19 protein-coding genes are annotated in these 22,246 nt (G+C 31.5%); all 19 read right to left on the bottom strand.

Annotated elements, in window-relative coordinates; genetic code table 11:
- Nucleotides 1–641, bottom strand: a 641-nt coding sequence (locus RR643_RS07845) for a glycosyltransferase (RefSeq protein WP_332482869.1), incomplete at its 3' end; no start/stop codon positions are given.
- Nucleotides 631–1,758, bottom strand: coding sequence for an FAD-dependent oxidoreductase (locus RR643_RS07840; protein WP_332482868.1), 1,128 nt, complete (start codon nt 1,756–1,758; stop codon nt 631–633). The genes RR643_RS07845 and RR643_RS07840, both read right to left, overlap by 11 nt.
- Before the next feature lie 13 nt (nt 1,759–1,771).
- Entirely contained in the window at nt 1,772–2,560 is a 789-nt protein-coding gene (locus tag RR643_RS07835; protein WP_332482867.1) for a glycosyltransferase family 2 protein, read from the bottom strand.
- Entirely contained in the window at nt 2,560–3,339 is a 780-nt protein-coding gene (locus tag RR643_RS07830; protein WP_332482866.1) for a sugar phosphate isomerase/epimerase family protein, read from the bottom strand. Before RR643_RS07830 ends, RR643_RS07835 begins: the two co-directional genes overlap by 1 nt.
- A complete protein-coding gene (locus RR643_RS07825; RefSeq protein ID WP_332482865.1) occupies nt 3,336–4,259 on the bottom strand; it encodes an NAD(P)-dependent oxidoreductase in 924 nt (307 codons plus the stop codon). Before RR643_RS07825 ends, RR643_RS07830 begins: the two co-directional genes overlap by 4 nt.
- Nucleotides 4,260–4,267: 8 nt before the next feature.
- Nucleotides 4,268–6,259: a LamG-like jellyroll fold domain-containing protein gene (locus RR643_RS07820; protein WP_332482864.1), complete on the bottom strand. Its 1,992-nt coding sequence runs from the start codon at nt 6,257–6,259 to the stop codon at nt 4,268–4,270.
- 9 nt (nt 6,260–6,268) lie between these two features.
- On the bottom strand, nt 6,269–7,807 hold the full coding sequence (locus RR643_RS07815) for a hypothetical protein (protein ID WP_332482863.1): 1,539 nt from the start codon (nt 7,805–7,807) through the stop codon (nt 6,269–6,271).
- 10 nt (nt 7,808–7,817) lie between these two features.
- The gene (locus RR643_RS07810; protein WP_332482862.1) at nt 7,818–8,771 is read right to left on the bottom strand and encodes a glycosyltransferase family 2 protein; all 954 of its coding nucleotides are present in this window, start codon (nt 8,769–8,771) and stop codon (nt 7,818–7,820) included.
- Between the two features lie 2 nt (nt 8,772–8,773).
- Nucleotides 8,774–9,805: a glycosyltransferase family 2 protein gene (locus RR643_RS07805; RefSeq protein ID WP_332482861.1), complete on the bottom strand. Its 1,032-nt coding sequence runs from the start codon at nt 9,803–9,805 to the stop codon at nt 8,774–8,776.
- Nucleotides 9,806–9,814: 9 nt separating this feature from the next.
- Nucleotides 9,815–10,789 (bottom strand): glycosyltransferase family 2 protein, encoded by a 975-nt coding sequence (locus RR643_RS07800; RefSeq protein ID WP_332482860.1) that lies wholly within the window; start codon nt 10,787–10,789, stop codon nt 9,815–9,817.
- Nucleotides 10,786–12,234 (bottom strand): oligosaccharide flippase family protein, encoded by a 1,449-nt coding sequence (locus RR643_RS07795; protein WP_332482859.1) that lies wholly within the window; start codon nt 12,232–12,234, stop codon nt 10,786–10,788. Before RR643_RS07795 ends, RR643_RS07800 begins: the two co-directional genes overlap by 4 nt.
- A gap of 86 nt (nt 12,235–12,320) precedes the next feature.
- Nucleotides 12,321–13,487 carry a UDP-galactopyranose mutase gene (glf, locus tag RR643_RS07790; protein WP_332482858.1) on the bottom strand — a complete coding sequence of 389 codons (1,167 nt, stop codon included), beginning with the start codon at nt 13,485–13,487 and terminating at the stop codon, nt 12,321–12,323.
- Nucleotides 13,488–14,507: a dTDP-glucose 4,6-dehydratase gene (gene rfbB / locus RR643_RS07785; RefSeq protein ID WP_332482857.1), complete on the bottom strand. Its 1,020-nt coding sequence runs from the start codon at nt 14,505–14,507 to the stop codon at nt 13,488–13,490.
- Nucleotides 14,504–15,394 (bottom strand): NAD-dependent epimerase/dehydratase family protein, encoded by an 891-nt coding sequence (locus RR643_RS07780; protein WP_332482856.1) that lies wholly within the window; start codon nt 15,392–15,394, stop codon nt 14,504–14,506. Before RR643_RS07780 ends, rfbB begins: the two co-directional genes overlap by 4 nt.
- 11 nt (nt 15,395–15,405) lie before the next feature.
- Nucleotides 15,406–16,296 (bottom strand): glucose-1-phosphate thymidylyltransferase RfbA, encoded by an 891-nt coding sequence (gene rfbA / locus RR643_RS07775; protein ID WP_332482855.1) that lies wholly within the window; start codon nt 16,294–16,296, stop codon nt 15,406–15,408.
- 89 nt (nt 16,297–16,385) lie between these two features.
- A complete protein-coding gene (locus RR643_RS07770) occupies nt 16,386–19,100 on the bottom strand; it encodes an LCP family protein (protein WP_332482854.1) in 2,715 nt (904 codons plus the stop codon).
- Between the two features lie 14 nt (nt 19,101–19,114).
- Complete coding sequence (locus tag RR643_RS07765; protein ID WP_332482853.1) at nt 19,115–19,789, bottom strand: hypothetical protein; 675 nt, start codon at nt 19,787–19,789, stop codon at nt 19,115–19,117.
- 12 nt (nt 19,790–19,801) lie between these two features.
- Nucleotides 19,802–20,731 carry a glycosyltransferase family 2 protein gene (locus tag RR643_RS07760; RefSeq protein ID WP_332482852.1) on the bottom strand — a complete coding sequence of 310 codons (930 nt, stop codon included), beginning with the start codon at nt 20,729–20,731 and terminating at the stop codon, nt 19,802–19,804.
- A gap of 113 nt (nt 20,732–20,844) precedes the next feature.
- Nucleotides 20,845–22,176 (bottom strand): hypothetical protein, encoded by a 1,332-nt coding sequence (locus tag RR643_RS07755; RefSeq protein WP_332482851.1) that lies wholly within the window; start codon nt 22,174–22,176, stop codon nt 20,845–20,847.
- Between the last annotated feature and the right edge of the window lie 70 nt (nt 22,177–22,246).

Genomic DNA, 22,246 nt, shown 5'->3' with positions numbered 1-22,246 from the left:
CTATTTCTGGATAACTCTTTAGAAACTTGTTTTTGAACATCTGTTGTCGAAGTGTAATATAATACATCCATTTTCAATCCACAATTTGCATACAACGCCTTACGGTAAGGTATTGATTTACTCATTGAATGAACACGATTAATTGCACGACGTGATAAAATTCTAAAAGTTTCCGTGCATAGTTTATATTGTGAGTGAGAACTCATATTATATAGTTTGTAAAATAATTTTGATGATTTTTTTTCTTTTCTATTACTTGTTGAGACAATATCATAACCTTCCAGCAAGTGATTGTATGTTTCAATAATTAATGATTCATCATAATCAACAAAAACATGATCAAATTCAAATACAAAATCTCCAATCGCTAAATCAATCCCTGCGTTCATACTAACTTCTGAACCTTGGTAATAACTCATATTAACAATCGTACATACCATATCATCGAACGACTTAGCAACTTGTTCAATCTTCGCAACACTATTGTCACTAGAACAATCGTTTACACAAATAATTTCATATTTTTCAAAATAATCATTTAAAACACGATTTATTGTCATCAAAAACTTTTCAATGATAGTTTCATTGTCATGTATATAGACAACAGCAGAAATAAACTTCTTTTCTTTATTATTTATCATTTTTAAGCACCTCATCTAAGTCATACACTGTGTTAATTTTACCTGATAAAACAGTAATAAAAGTTGGATTCTCAGTAATTTTTCGTAATACAGTAGGTCTAGAATCATCTACTTCAGATGTCTTTAATATAGGTTTCATAGAGAATAATGAATCTACATATTCAAATTCATATTCGTCTTTTAAATACTTCTTTGCCAAATGAGACATATAAGGCCAAGCGGACTTTGGTTTAGCAGGACAAGTATTACAATTCCCTAGTTGTTCCGGACTACACTTACCTTGACTACGCTTTTGGCATTCAAATGTTGGCAATGCTTCATAGCTTGTTTTATGAGGAGTAAATGTTACTGATGTTAATGAATGATATCCTGTTTTACCAAAAGGCATAATTGAGAAAAATGGACCATCCATCACTGTGATACCAACATCTTTTAGTTGATCATTGATTTTACATAATATAATTTCACACAACTCATATTTAATTTTAAATGGTTCAATTCCTAACATATTGTGTATTTGATTTACACTAGCATATGTCGTATTAATTAAGAATGGTGTTGTGATTGATTCCTTTGTACTTAACTCTAATTGATAGTATTCATTATCTTTTTTTATTGATTGAACTGAACATCCAGTCTTCATCTCAACATTTGGATACTTTTTTAAATCGTGAAGTAAATTCTGAAGTAGAATTTTAGCATCATAAGTATATTCTTTTGTTAAAAATGCACCATCAGCCATATCATCTTTAAAGAATTTCGCTGCTTGCAAAGGCTCACACATAATATTCGCGTCTTTACAAAACTTCTCAAATTGTTTTGCATTCGTCCAGCTAAAATTTGAACTTGTTGCATAGACTTGATCAAAATTGAATAAAATACAATCAGAATAGTCTGCTACAAATCGTTCAAAGTATCCCTTAGATTTAATTGCTGTTTCTAATGATCTTGGATAATGATATCCCATATGAACACGAGCTTGATTAATATATGTTGCACGACTAAATGGTTCATCATCAATTTCAACGACTAATACATTATCGTTTTGTTTTGCACAAATTATAGCAGAATATAATCCATATAATCCTGCACCTATAATCACTTTATCGTAATTCATACGTCTTTCTCCCTTAACTATATTTACCTAATGCATTGTTAACTAATATTTTTATTAATTCAAAGTTACCTTTTAACGGACTTATTTTTGTTGGTGTTTTTTCATGTTCAGGATAAATCCTTGATACTGGTATCTCACAAGTTTTATATCCCAATTGATCGGCACGTACTGATAAATACGCTAGTAACTCATATGTCATAAATATTTCACGGAATGGATTTACTCTTTCATCTAATAAATAAGCTGTAGAGTAAGCTCTAAAGTTATTTGTAGTATCAGTAAATTTTTTCTTGGCAGTCAAAGAAATCATCGGTGCATGAATACATCTGACTGCAATATATCGTGATAGCGGTGTATTTATAGCCTTACCACCCTTTATAAAACGCGACCCTTGAACGAAATCATATCCTTCTTGAAGTTTCTTAATAAATGATGGTACATCTTCAATACTGTCCTTGTTATTACCGTCAATTGTTATAATGCCTTTATACCCTCTTTTCAATGCCCAATAGAATCCCATTCTTAATTGTGCGCCTTGCTTACCTACATCTCTTTTTACTAATAACGTATTTACACCATGGCTTATCATAATTTCTTTATCAGTTGATCCATCACTTGAACCTCCATCGCAAATAATGATGTCACATTGTGCATGGACATTTGCTTGTACAGCTTTATCTAATTCAGAAAGTATTCTTTGTCCTTCATTGATAATCGGTATAACCAAACAATAATCAGAAGTTTTCTTTTTATACTCATAAACTTCATACTTTGGTACACATGCATTCTTTAAAGTATTCATCAAAATATACCTCGAATATATCTTACTCTATCTTTTACAAGCTCTATATCATTACAATTTCCCATTTCAATTGAGATAAACTTATCATAATTATTTATTTCTCTCAGCTCTTTGTGTATATCTCTTTCTGTAATAGGTTTTAGAAATGGTTCTGAAATATGAATATGATTTATCTCATTAAGATGTTCTTGAAGTAAACTAATACTTGATTCTTCGCATATCATCGTTCCTAAATCTACATTCACTTTTAACCCTTTAGAATTAACAATCTTGCAAAACTCGAATGCTTCCTTTGTGGTATTAATAAAATTCGTATTATAAATACTTGGATTTGGTTCTAACCCGATTATTGTATTATGTTGAATTGCATAGTCTGCGATTTCTTTAAAGAAAGATACTGCAATTTCTAAAACTTCTTGTTCTGTATCATTGTTTCTATTTTTTGGATTTCCAAAAACTAGGTTATGGCAACCAATTGCTTCTGCAAAAAGAATAGCCTTCTTTGTGTATTCTATTAAACTTTCTCTCTCTTCTTCACCACCAAAAACTTTTTCACTTCTTCCAAACCAAATTGATTGCATAGAAGGTATAGATAATCCGTATTGATTTTTAAGTTTGATTGAAAATTCTTTTGCTTCATTCAAATGTTCGTAAGGTTGACTTGAAAATAATCTTGTTGGCGCAATTTCTAAACCATCAAAGTTAAGTTCATTTAGAAACCTATACATTTCATCATCATAAATTGCATCCCATGCTATATTGGAAATTGCAAGTTTCATTGCACTTCACCTTGGATAAATTCCTTAATTTCTTTCATCACTTGTGATTTAGAAAATAGATATCCATTACTTCCATTAAACAAATAGTCATAAGATGTTTTAAAATCGTAATGCGGAATCACATTTGTAACTTCATTAACAAATTCTTTTTGATATAAGAAATGATAAAGTTCACCTATTTGTACTGGTTCAACAGCAAGGTGTAAATATCGAAGGTTGTTTTCAATTGCAATTTGGATGTGGTTTGCTAAATAAGCTAAATGATAAAACTGAAACAATCCCCTACTATCGGTAAAATTAAGTGCAGAAAAATCAACTCTTTTTAGAATATTTATTAAGTCTTCTTTTTCTTCTTTACTAGCACATGTACATCCATAAAATCCATTAGGTAACAGTTCATAGTATCTGTCGAAACTACTATCTTTTGCTTTCAGTTCTTTGTACTTATTTTCATTTAATAATTTTGGTATAAAATGTATACAATCATAGATAAAGTTCTTCTTTATATTTTTACCAAAAAGTCCTGGTAAACGAATGACATGAGCATGTTGAACATGCTCAACCACCCATTTTTCTAAATATCTTCGATTAAGACCATACGGCTCTAAACCTTCTTCATCAACAATATCTTGTTCATCCTTACCATTTGGATTTCTTAATACATCAATTGTAGAAATTAATACAATTCTTTTTGGATTAATTTTTTTTATGTTATTTATTGCATTATCAATAATTACTCGATCTGCTTCGGGGTTTTTATTTGCTATAAATTTTTCAGCAGGTACGCCTGAGTATATAAGTAAATCTGGATTTAATCCAAATGCATCCTCTATATTCTTCGAATTGAAAACATAATCAAATTTCATATTCATTTGAATGTTTGACCCTACAAATCCTGTATAACCTACTAATATATTCATAGTTCCCCCTATTTATAATTATTAATAATCTTATCTAATTCTTTTTGTGTAACTGGAATAATCGACCCATGTCTAACATCTTCATTTGGTAAATTATATTCAGTTTCATCTAACCACTCAAAATCCATTTCTTTACCCAATGTTGTGAATTTTGCGACATGGAATGTACCTTTAGGATAGTAGTCTACGTAAAGCACATATCCATCATCCACTTTAGTAACAAAAGGTCCTTCGATGTACTTTTGATCAAATATAAATCGATCATCATATGCTAAGCCAAACCCATTTGATAATTTATTGGTTGATGCAAAGAAAATAGTTTGTGCTGCTTTTCTTTCATCTTTGTAGAACATCCAATATTTTCCATCAAGTGGTAATATGGTTCCATCAATAACATTGTATCCTGGATTGTAATAAGAATATGGATAACTAAATTCATTGAAGTCTTTTGTATTCACAGCATAGATGTGTCCAACTAATTCTTTGTCGCCTGGATCACTAAAATAAATATAATATTGATCCGTTTCCATGTCATACATCATTTCAGGTGCCCATGCGCGTTTACCACTCATTTGCATAGCTTCATCAAAATAAGCAACTCTTACTAATTGTTGATCACTAAAATCGATGAGGTCATTACTATTCATAATATAAATATATGGATTATCAAATCCTTCGGTTGCAAGCACAACAAAGTTTCCGTTTTTATCTCGTGTTATAAATGGATCTCTTATTCTTCCATTCCCTAACTCACTTGTGATAATACTCTCTCCTTGATTTAAATCTTCCCAATGGAGTGCATCTTTACTTATTGCAAGCTTACCAGTTTCTTCACCTAATTCACCATTGAAGTAGGATAGAACATAACCTGCAACTTTATCTAACAATACTAAATCATAAGTTTTTGTAATAGTCTCAGATTGATTATTCAATACTACTTGTACTGTGATTGGTTCTTTTTCATTATCTGTATTTTTAATGATGTGTTGGTCTTCGATTGTTGCGTTTCCTTTTACGATTGACCATGTCGCAACAGAATTATTTGTGAATTGTGTTGGTAACTCAAAACCATCATGAATAACCTTTTGGATACTAGCGTCACATTCAATTAAATCACGATTGAGCATGGTTGCATTTGTTAATGCTTTTACTGTAAAATCGAAATCTTTACTTGATTTTACACCATTCACATCAATTGTTGCATTCATAGTAACCACAGTGTCTTCCTTTACAGGGTTAAGCTTAGCATACACACTCATTACATCTGGATTACTACTAACCCATGTAACAGGTACATCATCAACTGTAACATCTACTAACCATGGCGCGTTAATCACATCATCCATATTTGTAAATGTAATACTATCTAATAAAACATTAGAATACTGACTTTCATAATTTTTCAATATCTTCTCATCACTCAATAAACTACTACCAATCATGAGTTGCGACACAAATCCATCTTCATGATTTATACCGTAAACACTATCTCTACCAAATTGTAATAAATTCTTACTGTAACCTAATTTCAATTTACCTTCAGCTACTTTTTCACCATTTAAATAAATAGTCGCAGAACCATTATCAAACTGAGTAACTACATAATTGAATCTTCCTGTTTGAAGTGTTTTATTACCTTCCGCAACTACCCAATCCTCATTCCCAATTGTTTTAGAAACAAGAGATATACCACTATATGTTGTACCATCTTGGGAATCTGTTGAACCTGAAGTCACCAATTGTACATAGTTGTTTTCATCACCGATTGTATAGAGTGCTGTGCCTGCTTTATTTGTTGTAGGCTTAATCCAAAATCCAATACTGAATGTTTTATTACTAAGTAGTTCTCCATCATAAGTAATTGTTTCATCGATTCCTTGTGCTTTCCATAAATCAAAATCTTGGTTATCCAATGATATTTTAACTTCACCACTAAAATTACTGTTTGTACAACCAGTAATTAATAGACAAATAAGTAAGGCACAAAGAATTTTTTTCATACTAATCTCCTATTCAACAGTTCTGCTTCTTTTGAATATTCCAATCAAGCGAACAAATAGATTTCTAAATGATTTATAAGATACTGCATAGATTACTGTCATGATTGCACCTACAGAAACTCCTAAAATCAAGCAAGCAATAATGAAGTGAATAATGCCACCACTAATATATGCAATGTTGTTATTCCAAATAATATAAGCTACTGCACCAATACACAACGCTAATAAAACACGTGATGCCACCATCGCATAATAACGAATTGGTTTTAGTTTAAATACTTTATTGTATACAAGAACCGGGTTATACAAGAAATCAATAATCCAGTTAGTAATCAAAGTTGCAAGAAGAATACCTGCAAAGCCCCAAAATTGAATTAAAATTACGGATAATATAACTTTTGTAATCGCCATTAGAAATGCATTGTTTTTTGCATTTTTAAATAGTCCATTTGCATCTCTTGAAATAATAATTGGCTCTCTCATTGTTAAGTAGAATATATTCATCGCAAATAAGAAAGCTACTGTTGTAGATACGATATATAATTCAGGGTTTTCTGCATTACGCATCCAATAAACTAAGAAATCATTCATCACAACAAAGATACATATTGAGATAATACTTGCGATATAAACTGCAAAATTAAAGAACTCAGTAAATACATTGTAAGCATCAGCTCGATCATCATTAAATAAATTCCCAAAACTATTAATTGGTGATGTGATTGCACTATTAATGATTTTTGAAACTGAATCCGTTAAATAACTATAACTACCAAACACACTCGTCATGCTATAACCCATGAACATTGAGATGACAATGTTATCTGTATTTGATGTTGCAAGCAATGCTAAACGTTGAACAATCGTGTACTTTGCATTACTCACAAACTCATCTGATGATTCAATCTTAGGTTTATCTAATAACCAAGGATATGCCTTTAATGCAATTCTTCTTGCTACATAGTTGGAGATTAAGATATTTGCACCTTCGATGAAAATAATCCATGCGAAATTCATTTTAGCCAATATAACAAGAATCATAAGCATCATTCTTAATATCGCAAATGATTGAATCCAAATATTAATCTTGTATTCTTGTTGGTCTGCAATAATAACAAAGTTAGGTCCCATCATAAAGTATGAAATACCATATGGAATACATAGAATCGCAAATGTTCCAACTGTTTGAATATAATCAAATGGTGATTGTGCAAAGAATGGGAATATAATCGCAATGATTAATCCTAATCCAAGTACGGCATAACCAGTAAATCTAAATACCTTCCTTGCTCCATAATAGTATTTAAGTACCGTTTCGCGGTCATTATTCGCAAGTGGTTTAAATAATAATTGTCTAAATGCTAATGAATATGCTAACTCACAAATATTTAAAAACATGATAATTTGTGCAATTGTTAGTTGTAACCCATTAACATCACTACCATATAACTTTACAAATAAGCTATACTTTACAAAACCTACCAAAGGTAAAATTATGCTCGTAATCAAACTTACTAAGATGTTATAAAATGAATGTTTAGTTCTCATACAATTCCTCCTATTTGATAAATAGTGTAAATATACCTTTCGTCGTTTTGTTAAAATACTTCAAAAATAATTTATTCTTACTATTTAGATTTGATATATATTTATTTTGTTTCCAGTTTGGAAAATATTCTTTCATACATGCATCTGATAATTCATATAACTCATCAAATAATGGTGAGCGGATAAATCTAAACATTCCATATAATCGTAAATGTTCAATGTGTAAGTATTCAATTTCATCATGATATTCATCATATAAATTAAGTTGTTTCATTGAATCTCTTACATCCTTCATGATTCCAAAGATTTCTTTAAGTCTTTCACTTTTCGTAACCGACATAATTGAACCTTCTCTTTGACGATAATGAATGAGTGTTTCATCTAAATAACCAATTTTATCAGTAGTTGCAAAGATTGGTGTTGTCACTGGGATATCTTCATACCATGTATTCAGTGGATAGCGCATACCTTTTTCTTTAAAGTATTGTGCTTTATATATTTTATTCCAAGCAAACATAGGTGATAAAATTGCCTTCTTTGAAATCGTTGGCGCATTCCAAGTACTTAGTCCCTTCATTACCCATGACGGACTTCCATTCTCATAGAAATATTCGATATTGGTAACCACAACATCAAAACCTTCATCCATTTTTGCTACTAGTTTTTCATACAATGTGGGTTCTACATAATCATCACTATCTAAGAAACAGATGTATTCACCTTTTGCATATGGAATCGCATAGTTTCTTGCATCACTTAATCCACCATTGCTTTTGTGAAGTTGATGAATTAGATGTGGATATTTTTCAATCATGTCATCAACAATGCGTGGTCCATTATCTGTTGAACCATCATCTACAACAATTACTTCATAATCTGAACAAGTTTGTACAACTAAACTATCCAAGCATTGTTGGATATAATCTTCTACATTGTACATCGGAACAATGATGGATAGTTTCATGTTTATTTCTCCTTAAAGTTTTGTATCATTTTTTCTTCAATAACTGCATAAGTCTTCTTGCTAGATGATTTCTTAAGTAGTTGCATATCTCTATACTTCTCTAAGAATCCACCTTTCGCATATTTCTTATATAGTGGTTGAATAGCACTACGATGAGGAATTAGCTTCTCTACAAACTCATACAAGTGATCCAGTTTTTCTTTGTACTCTGTCTTTGTCCCTAACATTCTAGGTGTTTGATATAAAATAAATTTATAACTTTCAAACATACGATAATAGAACATATCACAAGGATTTAGCGCTTCTGCTTGATCTACAATTGTCTTAAACACTTCAATGTGTGCATCTAATGCTTTTGGACGAATATCAGTCATTGTATTACCAGCACGATCTACCAAGTAGTAAGCACAAGCTTTATCTGTATAAATGACTTTATTCCCTGTTAATAAACTAATATAGAACAACAAATTATCTGTGTATCCTACTTTGTGTAAGAACTTAATCTTTTTCGCAACTTCTTTCTTGTATAGTTTACTGTGCGGAGATGGATCAATATAGAATAAATCATTATATTCTACTGTACCTTTATTATAAACCGTGTTAGTTTTTAGCTTAGTAAACGCAGTATTATATGCTGCATCATAATCTTTATCAGTTCCATCAGAATAAATAAAATACTTAGCCCCAATTGTAATATCAGCATTCGACAATTCCGCAAGATCAACTAGATGAGATAATGCATCATCTGCTAAATAATCATCTGGATCACAAATGATAAAATAAGGTGACTCACATTTCTCAATAGCCATTTCAAGTACTGAGCCATATCCACCATTCTCTTTTTTAATACCTACAAACTTATTCGGGTATTTCGCAACATATTCGTCAATGATTATTTGCTCATTCGCAGGTGAACCATCATTCACTGCATAGACAATAAAATCTTCATAAGTTTGTTTCAGTAATGAATCAAAACAAGTTCTTACATATTGTTCAACATTATATATAGGTACAATTACCGTAACTTTATTCATATTATCCTCCTAATGTAAGTATTTTCTTACTTTTAAGTATAGCTTTAGAATTTTAGGATTTGCATAAATCCAATCATTCTTTTGTCGGCATATTTCATATTTGCATTTTGGGAATTCTGGAAATGTTTTATGGATATAACTGAAGCAATCATCAATAAATTGATTCACTGCCTTTTCATCATTAATATTTCTTGTCTTTTTCAAACATTCCATGATATTAACACCCGTTATAAACATCAACTCATTTTTATATTTATCAAATTCATTTTCTTTTTTATAATATTCTACAATTTCATTTGCCATATCAATGATATGATATGTTTTTTGATTAAATTGTTGTGTAATATTTCCCGGTCTATCGGCAAGATAATCATATAAAGGTTCATTAATGAAACATATTTTATTTGCTTTAAGCATTAACTTATAGGTTGTCCCTAAATCTTCGTAATAGTAACCAACAGGATACTCAATATTGTTATCTTTAAACAGTGATAATTTGTACATTTTATTCCATGCTGCATTTAACACCTTCGTTAATACTTCTGGTTCATCATTGACATTTACACAAAGATTATTTGCATATCCATTACGAATGATTTCTTTTGTATTTGTTTTCATGAAATATTGATAGACATCAAAGATAACCATATCCGCATTTGTTTCTTCTAATCGTTTCACACATTTTTCAATCAATGTGGGTTCGATGAAATCATCTGAATCCAAGAAATAAATATAGGGTGATGTTGCGATTTTCATACCGGCATTTCTAGCATCACTTAATCCACCATTTGGTTTATCCAAGACTTGAATTCTTGTATCTTTCTTTTCATATTCTTGGCATATTGCTAATCCATTGTCTTTACTTCCATCATTTACTAAGATTAATTCAAAGTCAGTAAAGGTTTGAGCTAAACATGATTCTATGCATTTTGGTAAATATTCTTCAACATTGTAAATTGGTACGATAATACTTACTTTACTCATATGGTCTTTCTCCTTTTCAATACTTTTCTAAGTAAATTCATATGGAAATCATCCTTAAGGATAGTAAGTAATGCAAAATAAACACCGCAACCTAGCCCAATCGCTATTATGTTATTTAAAAAACTAGGCTCTAACCATTGGCATACAGAATAAACAACAGTTCCCATAACCAAACTTGATAAAATATACTTATAAATATTCTTAATTTTTATTTTAAGATCAATTTTATTTCTGATTTTTAACCATTGTATAAATGTTACGACAAACTCTGCAGTTACTGATGCTGCTATAGCACCAAACGCCCCGTATTTTGGCATTAATATAAAATTCAATATGGCATTGGTAATAGCGCCTGCAACAACAGATGTTGTATATTCTTTTGTCATTCCTGTTGGAAGCATATATTGTGTACCATACACATTACTTAAACTAATAAAGAAAATAATAGGCGTTGTCAAAATAATTAATGGTGTTACAATTTGATATTCTTGATTCATAAACCATGCGATAAATGAAGGTATTAAAGTTATGATACCTACAATCATTGGAATCGCTAAATATAAAGCCATTCTCAATGTTGTTTGAAGAAATCTAGTTATCTCACCTTTAGCTTCTTCTCCTCTTGTATTCATGTTCGCAATTCGAGGCAACATAACTGCCCCAATTGAAGTAATGAAGAATAAAAACATTTTAATAAATCGTTGAGCTTGTTGATAATATGAAACATGCGCAACATTCGGATATAAATAACCAAGCATACTTACATCCAACATTGTGTAAATGCTAGTTGCAATTTGCGGTATAAATAATAAAATATTGGGTTTTAAATGTTGAATAATGCCACTAGCTGATATTTTCTCAAATGAGATATAGTGACGCAATTGAACCCACATAATCCCCTGTCCAATAACTCCACTACCAGCATTAATCAATATAAATAAACCTAAATCACTTGGTGATTTAACAAAGGTGAAGATTAAAATAATACCCAAAACTTTGATAATCATATTGCGGATAGAAGCCTTTTTAAAGTCCTCTACACCATAAAAGAACCAAGTAACATCTAAAGCTACCGATATCAATGAAATGCTTTGTAAAAACGCATAGAAACGAATATCAGGACTTACAGTTTGTATAAATAACAAATATGCTATACCAGAAATAAGCATACAAATAAATTGCATTACAAAAATTTCAAAGAATGTTTTTGACATGACTTTCTTATCATCACGTACTTCTGCAATCTTCTTGTTCCCATAAATATTAACACCTAAAATACCAAACAAGACAAACCATTGAACAATACCCGCAGTCCAATCACTTGTCCCCAAAGCTTCTCCACCCAATACCCTTGTAATGTATGGAACTGTTATAAAAGGCGTTATCACTACGAACAGTTGATATAATATGTTATAAAAGTAATTTTTCAGTATTTTCTTATCCATAAATTCTCCAAATTAAACCATGATAAGTATACCATATTTATGTATTTCTTTACATAGTCCCTAGAATAGAAAAAATAGCCTTTCAGCTATTTTATATTATTATAAACCATTAATGCACGCGCAACAATTTGATCCATATTGTAGTACTTATAGTCAGCTAAACGACCAACTACATGTAAATTAGTGATTCCTTTAATTTTGTCACAATACATTTCATATTTATCCTTATCTTCACTTGTGAAAATTGGATAATATGGAATATTTCCTTTATCACCTTTACGATCATAAGCATATGGATATTCAACCGCAATGGTTGTTTTAGCTTCAGGAATGTTTTCCATCATAAGCTTATATTCAGTAATTCGTGTATATCCATTCATTTCTGCAGGTGTTGGATAATTTACAGTTGCCACTTCTTGATAAGTACCATCATGAGTTTGTTTATCAAATTCTAAACTACGATATGACAAATCCCCAAATTCATAGTTCAACAAATCATCTACAGCTCCTGTGAAGATTACTTCACCATTAAACTCTTCATTATCAAAGTAGATTTTATTTTCTTGAATATCAACACGTAGATGTTCATGTGCATCAACATTTAAACGAACTTCAATGTTTTCATGTTTTAACATATTTTCGAATATCGCTGTATATCCCTCTTTTGGCATACATTGATATTTATCTTGGAAATATCGATCATCTCGACCTACAAGCACTGGAACACGTGCCGTAACTCCTGGATCGATTTCTTCCGGAGTTAATCCCCATTGTTTCATTGTGTAATACTTAAATACATTCTCATATATGAATTCCGCTAATTCCTTAACTTCTTCATTTGGATTCTCTCTAAGACGTAAGATAGGTACTTTTGTATCCATACCATAGGCTTCAACTAATACTTCTTTTAGTTTTTCTGCTTTATCATAATCAAAACATTTTTCAATACTTGTTAGGTTAAATGGAATTGGTACTTTCTTTCCTTGGATTAAGCCTAGAACACGATGTTCATATGGATACCACTCAGTGAAATTTGATAGGTAATCAACTACATCTTTACTGTTTGTATGGAAAATATGTGGTCCATATTCGTGGTAACGCACACCGTTATCATCAATAAAATCATACATATTACCACCAATATGATTTCTCTTTTCAAGAATTAATACCTTCTTATTTGATTGTGATGCAAATCTTTCCGCTATTACAGAACCTGCGAATCCACATCCAATTACAATTACATCATATTTCATTTATCGTCCCTCATACATTTTCTTGTAGTAGTTTTGGTAATCTCCATTAATAATGTTTTCCCACCATGATTTATTATCTAAATACCATTTAATTGTTTGTTGAATACCTGTATCAAAATTATATACAGGTTTCCATCCAAGTTCGGTTTCAATCTTCGTTGGATCAATTGCATATCGCAAATCATGACCTTTACGATCAGTAACATAGTTAATTAAACTTTCTGGTTTATCTAAAGTACTTAAGATAGTTTTAACAACTTCTAAATTAGTACGTTCGTTGTGTCCACCAATGTTATAAACTTCACCAACACGTCCTTTGTGTATAACTAAATCAATTGCACTACAATGATCATACACATGTAGCCAGTCACGAACATTCTCACCATTACCATAAACAGGTAGACTCTCATTTGCTAACGCTCTTGAAATCATAAGTGGAATTAGTTTCTCTGGAAAATGATATGGTCCATAATTGTTTGAGCAACGACTAATCGTTACTGGTAATCCATACGTGCGATAATATGCTAACACAAGTAAATCAGCTCCTGCTTTACTACTTGAATAAGGACTTGAAGTATGAATTGGTGTATCTTCTGTAAAGAACAAATCAGGGCGGTCTAATGGTAAATCACCATATACTTCATCAGTAGAGACTTGATGATAACGAGTAATACCAAACTTACGACAAGCATCCATTAATACTTGAGTTCCCATGATATTTGTTTGAAGGAAAATTTCTGGTTCTTCAATACTTCTATCTACATGACTTTCAGCAGCAAAATTCACCACAACATCAAACTTTTCTTTTTCAAATAAATCATAAATAAATGAACGATCAGCAATATCACCCTTTACAAATTTAAATTTAGGATTTTTCATTGCTTCTTCAAGTGTTTCTAAATTACCCGCATAAGTTAATGCATCCAAACAAACTACTTCATAATCAGGATGTTGTTCCAACATATAGTAAACAAAGTTACCACCAATAAATCCTGCACCACCAGTTACACAAATTTTCATTTTAGTTCCTCCTGAATTCTACGAACTTCTTTTTCTATTCCTTCTTCTAAGGAAGTATTGCTTGTAATTCCTGTCAACGATTTTAATTTTGATATATCCAGTATAATAGATTTCACAACCGGTACATCGATTTGTATCTTTTTCAAATCAATATTCTTCTTAGTTTTAGATTCAACTAAATCAAACACATCTTGTAAACTATGTCCTATACCTGAACCAATATTTATGACTTCATTTTTTGTATCTTTGTCTATTAGTACATTCATGATCTTACTCAGATCATCAATATAAATATAATCTCGAACCGTAGTACTTTCTCCCCATAATTCAAATTGTTCATTCTTAAGAACTTTCTCTATAAGGATTGGTATAACACCTTGTTTCTTATCTGTAACTTGATATCCACCATATGGATTACTTAATCTCATAATAATATAATTTAAACCCGATTCTTCGATGGACTTTTCTAACATAACTTTACTTTTAGCATATAGTGATTTTGGCAACAATTCGTGATTTTCTTTTATTGGAACATCACTTTCTCCATAGACCGTTCCACCACTAGAAACAAAATAATAAGAATGTATTCCCTTTTCCTTTAAGAATGCAAATAAGTCATTATATCGATTAAATAGATTTCTTAAAAATTCATTTTCATTATCACTTTTTGCAGTATTCGCTACTAATGAAACTGTATCAATAATAATTACATCTTTTAAATCTTGTTTACCTAACTGTTCAAAATCAAATACATTTATTTCTCTAAATATAGTAGAAAAAGAAGAATAAGGACTAACTAGTCCCCATACTTCAGTTTCATATTTTCCTTTTAATGCTTCGCTTAAGTTATATCCTAAGTAACCACATCCCAAAAATACAATTTTCATATTTCCTCAATCTATTTGTTATAAGTTGTTTTCAATGAACCTGCAGCAACGAATCGTAAATATTCACCGTATCCACTTTTACCATATGCACTTGCAGCTTCAAGTAATTGTTCCTTCGTTATCCATTTGTTATAGTAAGCTATTTCTTCCGGTACAGATATTTTGATTCCTTGAATTTCTTCGATCGTTTTTACATAATTTGTTGCTTGCGCAAGAGAATCAATGGTACCTGTATCTAACCATGCAAATCCACGTCCAAACACCTCACAGTCAAGTTCACCTTTTTCAAGGTATATTTTATTAAGATCTGTGATTTCATATTCTCCACGGGCTGAAGGTGCTAAGTCTTTTGCATATTGTACAACACGGTTATCATAGAAATATAATCCCACAACAGCATAGTTACTCTTTGGTTGTGCTGGTTTTTCTTCTAAGCTTAGAACTTTTCCAGTCTCATCTATTTCAGCAACACCAAATCTTTCTGGATCGTGAACATATTGTCCAAATACAGTTGCTCGGCCTTTATTATTTGCAGCTTTCATTAACATTTTACCAAATTGGTTACCATAGAAAATGTTATCTCCTAAAACCATACAAACATCATCGTTTCCAATGAATTCTTCGCCTAAAACAAATGCTTGTGCTAGTCCATTAGGAACTTCTTGTACTTTGTAGGATAAACTAATTCCAAACTGAGAACCATCTCCCAATAATCTTTCAAAATTAGGAAGATCTGTTGGTGTAGAGATAATTAAAACATCCTTTATCCCCGCAAGCATTAGTGTACTTAATGGATAATAAATCATTGGTTTATCATAAATCGGTAATAATTGTTTTGATGTAACTTTTGTAAGTGGATACAACCTTGTACCACTACCACCTGCAAGAATAATACCTTTCATAGAATTCCTCCATTTACTTTGATAATTATACCATATTGCATTTATTAAAAAAACCCAAGAATCACAAGTGATTTTGAGTTTTTTCTTAATTATCGTATCAATAATAAATTTCTAGAAATTCTTATTAAACTATTATTGAGTGTGTTTGAAGAAATAATCGCCGAACATCCAATTGCTGGATCTCCTTCGAATCCCGGATTACATACACAAGCCTTTGCATTTTGATCATAAGTAGCATTTGCCCCACATGTTGGTGTTACTGGTTTAGCAATGCATCCAGCTACTGGATCTCCTTCGAATCCCGGATTACATACACAAGCCTTTGCATTTTGATCATAAGTAGCATTTGCCCCACATGTTGGTGTTACTGGTTTAGCAACGCATCCAGCTACTGGATCTCCTTCGAATCCAGAATTACATACACAAGCCTTTGCATTTTGATCATAGGTAGCATTCGCTCCGCATGTTGGTGTTACTGGCGGTTTATCTTTACATCCTGTTCCAGCTTCATCTACTACTTTTCCGTTAGCCTCACAAGCTGTTTTTATATCCTTATAACATTTACCATTATACCATTTCATAGCTGCCGCTATACAACCCTTTTCAGTTGTGGTATCTGGGGTTGCCGTTGGTGTCGTCGGTTTTTTATATGTTACTGTTACATCAACATCCTTCGCTGGCATTGTACCAGTAACAGTCGTTACATCAGCAGTGTATCCAGTAAGCGCTGGAGATTGAACTGAGTACGAAGCACCTTCCACAACCTTTTGAGTTACTGTTGCTGGCGCTGCTACTCCTCCATCGGCTACTACATAACGAACTGTCAATGTGTGTTCTTTTCCTGTCGGAACTTCACATACACCTTTGTCCTTATTAAATGTTTTAGTTGTGTCAGTACATACACAGTTAGGATAAGTACCCGGTGCATCTGCTGGACACGCAGCTGTTTTAGCAGCTTTTCTAATAACTTTTACATTAATAGTTGTAATCGACGATGCTGCAGTTCCCGCTGGAACATCTTGCCAAATAATAGTACCATCTGCAAGATTTGCATCATAACCTTCCATACCTTCTCCAATTTCTTGGATATTAAGGGCGATTCCAAATGAATTAGCCCAACCTTGAAGTTTACCTAACGTAGTAAATTTCGGTAAAGTATCCGGAACTTCAGAAACAATTCTTTCTTCTGAATATGTTTCATTCGCAATAACTGGTGCTGTAAATTCCCAGTTAGCATTCCATTTCATAAATTTAGGTGCTGTAATAGGACTATTCATATCTGTATTTCTAATAATTGCATTATGTGTATCTTCAATAGCACCTTCAAATAATCGGACGATTGATAGCGTCATTTGATTCGCATCGTTCCAAATACTTGTACTATAACCAGTTACACGTGACCCAATAATATTAAATACATTTTCTAATGTTGTTTTATCATAATATCGTCCAGCTTTTTTCATTGAATAATTAAACAATGAAATTAACTGATCAACTGACATATTTGTAGAAACGTTTTCTCCAGCAGCATCTAACATTGCTAACCCTTTATTAACATCTCTTAATCGCATTACTTGTCTTAGTATTGCTTCAATAACTTGTTGTTGGTTAGCTTGTCGTTGGAAGTCACCTGAAGCATATTTATGTCTTTCACGAGCAAATGCCAATGCTTGTTCACCATTTAATGGAACACTCTCACCAGCTGGAACCCAAACAGTAAAGTGTCCACGCTCTGATGATGCATTTTGACCAACAAATTCGATAGGATTGTTAACAACAATTCCACCCAATGCATCAACCATATCAATTACACCTTTAAAATTACTTTCAAAGTAATAATCGATGTCGATATCCAATAAATCTTCAATAGTATCAATAGAACATTGTCTATTTCTTGCACGAGCATGTCCTAGTTTATCTGAATTTTTTCCACTATAGCACGCAATAGGTACATAACTATCACGAGCAATGGAACTTAATGTAACATTTAAACTAATTGGATTAAATGAAGCAACCATAATAGCATCTGATCTGCCTTCATCTACCCCAAGAATTAAAACAGTAAATGGTTCCTTTGTAACATCTATCGCAGAGCCTGACTCTGTTTCAACTTTAACCACTTTGTCAAATGTTGAGATTGCAGTTGTTTTATCTAAATATTCACTGAATCCTTCATTTACTTCTAATAAACCAACGTAATTACTTGGTAAAGCAGCACAATCAACTTCACCAATAAATAAAGCTTGAGCTAATGTAATATAGTCTGTATACGCAACAGTAGTTGCGTTAATGTTTTTTGCAGTTAGCTCGTCTAGCGCCATAGTTCCATCATTAGCACCTTCAATATACCCGACAGTTTTTCCATCAAGATCTGTAATACTAGCGATTGAACTTGTACCTGATTCACTATAAACAACTAAACTTGTTTCAACTTTTTCATTTTTTGATCCTGAATCGGTTATCTTGTTTACATTTACATTAATTTTTGTTGTAGCATATGTTGCGAATGTTCCAACAAGCATGAATACAACTAACATAGCTGAAACAGTATTCATAAATGATACTTTTCTTGTTTTTATTAACATAAACAACATATAGTTCATTACAAGCATTAATAATAAAACAACCACATTAATCACAATAAATATTAATTTACTAAATGAACTATATCTAGTTAAACTAAATATAGACCACCACATCATTAAGTTTATAGCTAATGCAAGAACCGTAAATATTATATTTACAACAGTGAGGTCTCTTTTAATACGCTTAGCTTTACGAGTTTGTTCTTTTCTTTTAGTCATATTAATTTGTCCTCCTATTCGTAACTGTCAAATATCTGAACAATTTCATAACGTCCATCATTAACAGCGACTGTGAAATATCCAGTTTTTTGAAATTCATCAACATTAATCTTATTTGATTTCTTATATGTCCAAGTTGCCTCCACATAATAAGCATCCATTTTATTATCACCTACAGCGAATTGACCAGCAGGAACTACTTCTGTTGTTTCGATAGATTCAACTTCTAATAAGTTTTCACGCCCAAATTGAGAGATATATAAATCTAAATCCGAATAAAATCCCCAACGAGATTCTTCACTAAACTGTGTAAATTTTGGACCATAAATATATTGAAGTCCACCAACTTCATAGTTACCATCTTTATTTGTCCATGTAAAATATTCTGAGATAAATGACCTTACAACAGCATCAGTAATTTTTAAAGGATCATTTTCCTTTAGTGCTGATGTTAGCTCTTTAAAGCTAGTTTTATTAAGTTCTGTAGGATTATTACCAATTGTGTAATAATCATTCTTCATTGATGCTCCTGAATCCAACTCTACTGTCTCACCAGAACCTGAACCCTTCTTTAGTGAAACAGACACAATATTAAATCCGAATAATAATGTAATCAATACTGATATACCAATTATTCCCAACAACAAATATCCATTGATTTTGTTATTCTTTGTTTTTGATTTTGACATAAAATCCTCCCGTTATTCATATATCTTTCTAACAACATAGTTTGGACGTTTCTTAACTTCCATATATGTTTTTGATAGGTACTCACCAATAATTCCTAAGGCAAGAAGTTGAATTCCTCCCAAGAACAACATGATAGTTACCATACTTGGCCATCCACTTACTGGATCGCCAAATAATAAAGCTCTTACAATTACAAATATCATTGTGAAGAAAGCAACAATGGAAATTAATACACCCATAAAGGTCGCGATTCTTAAAGGTGCAACAGTAAACGCAATAATACCTTCAAATGCATATCCCAATAATTTCCAGAAAGACCAGCTAGTTTCACCAGCAACCCTTTCTACATTTTCATACTCAAGATATTCTGTTTTATAACCTACCCAAACAAATATACCTTTTGAAAAGCGATGATATTCTTTTAGTTCTAAAATAGAATCAACAACTTGACGTGTCATCAACCTAAAGTCTCTAGCACCATCAACAATTTCCACATCAGAGAATTTATTAATAAGTTTATAGAACTGTCTTGCAAAGAAAGAGCGAATAGGAGGTTCACCTTTTCTTGATACTCTTCTTGTACCTACAATATCCACATTCTTCTCTGCCATTGTTTTAAACATTACAGGTAAGAATTCTGGTGGATCTTGTAAATCAACATCCATAACAGTAATATAATCCCCTTTAGCGTATTCTAATCCAGCCAATAATCCAGCTTCTTTTCCAAAATTCCTACTGAAATCAATAACACGAACAACATCTTTATGTTCTTCATATAATTTTTGGAGTTCGAAAAGAGTATTATCTTTTGAACCATCATTTACAAAAATTATCTCATACTTCATATCCATCTTATCGAGAACTTTAGTTGTCTCACGATAGAATATAGAAACAGTTTCCATTTCGTTATAGCATGGCACAACGATAGACAGTAATTTCATAAACTGACCTCCATAGCGTTATAATTATACGATATATGAAAACAAAAGTACATTAAACGGATATAAAAAAACAATTCTTAAGTAAATCTAAAGAATTATCTTTTCACATATTTTCACATATTTTTCTTTAAAAGTTGAAACATAAGCGAAATTGAATAACCAGTTAATCCTAATCCAATACCTATGAATGGCAAATGCCATAAAAGCGGATCTAAATGTAAGTGTGCAGAAGCATGGCCTTTTGCGATTATATACCAAGACATAGGAGCCAAAAAACTCACAAAAGTCATTGCTTGCAAAGCTAATATTTTTCTATCTTTTTTCTTTTTAAAGAGAATGATGCTTATAATAACAAAAATTACAATAATTAAAATTATCGCCCAATATTTTATTTCAATAAACCCAGTACCTACCGGAATATTGAATGCAGAAGCATTGAAGTATTTAAGAATTACTTCACCTAGTGGTTCTCTCAAATTCATATCTAATTGTTCATTATGAACACCTAGTTTATTTAAATCACCATGTGTTCTTTTCACAATAATAGTATAGAAAAATTTCAAAGCGCTTGGGAAATCCCAACCTTCCATCATATATCTAGTTATTTGTAGTACTACACACGAAAAAAAGCCCATAATGCCACTTATCGTTGGCATTAAAAGATTAAAAAAAGTTTTTCTTAAACTCTTAAAGTGAGTAACTTCATATTCGATAAAAGGAACCATCATCGCAACCAAAATTGTACTAATAAACTCAAAACCACATGAACAACGATAAAGAATAGATAAACAAAGAAGTATCATATAAATTATTTTCCTCTTAGTTGTTGAGTTCTCTTTCAAGCAATATGTTGCTGATATTGCCATAGGTAAAAACATTGTCCACGTTACCCAATACAAATTAACACTTGATAATGGTATCCACTGATTAACAAGGGTTCCAATAAGAAAGAAAATCATAACCCACAAATTGAATCGTTTTAGTAAATAATAAGAAATTAACGTTATCACTAAACTTAACATTAAAAGATTAAATATCTGCATAATTTGAAGTTTCACAACCCCATTCGTATCTCCTAAAGTAACATCCATTAATCTAAACAGCAATCCTTGTCCACCCAACTGAGAATAGTATCGTTCATATTCTCCTTCATATTTTAAGTCTTCTTTGAATACTTTAAATGTCATCTGAACATTATAAAACCAGTCTTCCGCTTCTGGATAATGAAGACGAGCTAGCCGACCTAACCCAGCAGTAAATTGAAATTGTCTAGCTTCAACTAGACTTCCCAAAACATACGATTCAGAATCAGCACTAAATGTTTGTGGGCTACTTGCATAAGTTTGTTCTTGTGTTTTTGGATTGTTATAGATTTTTAAAGGATTAAACTGTAAAAACGCAAATACCACTAAAAAAATTATCACCAGTTTTTTAATATTTTTCATGTTCCCCTATACCTCAAATTTTTTAAAATGGTGAAATATCCATGCATAAAGATTGATATTCCAATCACTC

This window comes from Anaerorhabdus sp. (assembly GCF_036637135.1).
GTDB lineage: Bacteria > Bacillota_I > Bacilli_A > Erysipelotrichales > Erysipelotrichaceae > Anaerorhabdus.
This window is presented reverse-complemented; position numbering and strand designations above follow the sequence as displayed.

Excerpts from the sequence above, each read along its gene's own strand:
- RR643_RS07825 (WP_332482865.1), bottom strand. The coding sequence starts at position 4,259 with ATGAATATATTAGTAGGTTATACAGGATTTGTAGGGTCAAACATTCAA.
- RR643_RS07810 (WP_332482862.1), bottom strand. The coding sequence starts at position 8,771 with ATGAAACTATCCATCATTGTTCCGATGTACAATGTAGAAGATTATATC.
- RR643_RS07815 (WP_332482863.1), bottom strand. The coding sequence starts at position 7,807 with ATGAGAACTAAACATTCATTTTATAACATCTTAGTAAGTTTGATTACG.
- RR643_RS07820 (WP_332482864.1), bottom strand. The coding sequence starts at position 6,259 with ATGAAAAAAATTCTTTGTGCCTTACTTATTTGTCTATTAATTACTGGT.
- RR643_RS07765 (WP_332482853.1), bottom strand. The coding sequence starts at position 19,789 with ATGTCAAAATCAAAAACAAAGAATAACAAAATCAATGGATATTTGTTG.
- rfbA (WP_332482855.1), bottom strand. The coding sequence starts at position 16,296 with ATGAAAGGTATTATTCTTGCAGGTGGTAGTGGTACAAGGTTGTATCCA.
- RR643_RS07830 (WP_332482866.1), bottom strand. The coding sequence starts at position 3,339 with ATGAAACTTGCAATTTCCAATATAGCATGGGATGCAATTTATGATGAT.
- RR643_RS07840 (WP_332482868.1), bottom strand. The coding sequence starts at position 1,758 with ATGAATTACGATAAAGTGATTATAGGTGCAGGATTATATGGATTATAT.
- RR643_RS07805 (WP_332482861.1), bottom strand. The coding sequence starts at position 9,805 with ATGAATAAAGTTACGGTAATTGTACCTATATATAATGTTGAACAATAT.
- RR643_RS07800 (WP_332482860.1), bottom strand. The coding sequence starts at position 10,789 with ATGAGTAAAGTAAGTATTATCGTACCAATTTACAATGTTGAAGAATAT.
- RR643_RS07795 (WP_332482859.1), bottom strand. The coding sequence starts at position 12,234 with ATGGATAAGAAAATACTGAAAAATTACTTTTATAACATATTATATCAA.
- rfbB (WP_332482857.1), bottom strand. The coding sequence starts at position 14,507 with ATGAAAATTTGTGTAACTGGTGGTGCAGGATTTATTGGTGGTAACTTT.
- RR643_RS07780 (WP_332482856.1), bottom strand. The coding sequence starts at position 15,394 with ATGAAAATTGTATTTTTGGGATGTGGTTACTTAGGATATAACTTAAGC.
- RR643_RS07760 (WP_332482852.1), bottom strand. The coding sequence starts at position 20,731 with ATGAAATTACTGTCTATCGTTGTGCCATGCTATAACGAAATGGAAACT.
- RR643_RS07770 (WP_332482854.1), bottom strand. The coding sequence starts at position 19,100 with ATGACTAAAAGAAAAGAACAAACTCGTAAAGCTAAGCGTATTAAAAGA.
- glf (WP_332482858.1), bottom strand. The coding sequence starts at position 13,487 with ATGAAATATGATGTAATTGTAATTGGATGTGGATTCGCAGGTTCTGTA.
- RR643_RS07755 (WP_332482851.1), bottom strand. The coding sequence starts at position 22,176 with ATGAAAAATATTAAAAAACTGGTGATAATTTTTTTAGTGGTATTTGCG.
- RR643_RS07835 (WP_332482867.1), bottom strand. The coding sequence starts at position 2,560 with ATGAATACTTTAAAGAATGCATGTGTACCAAAGTATGAAGTTTATGAG.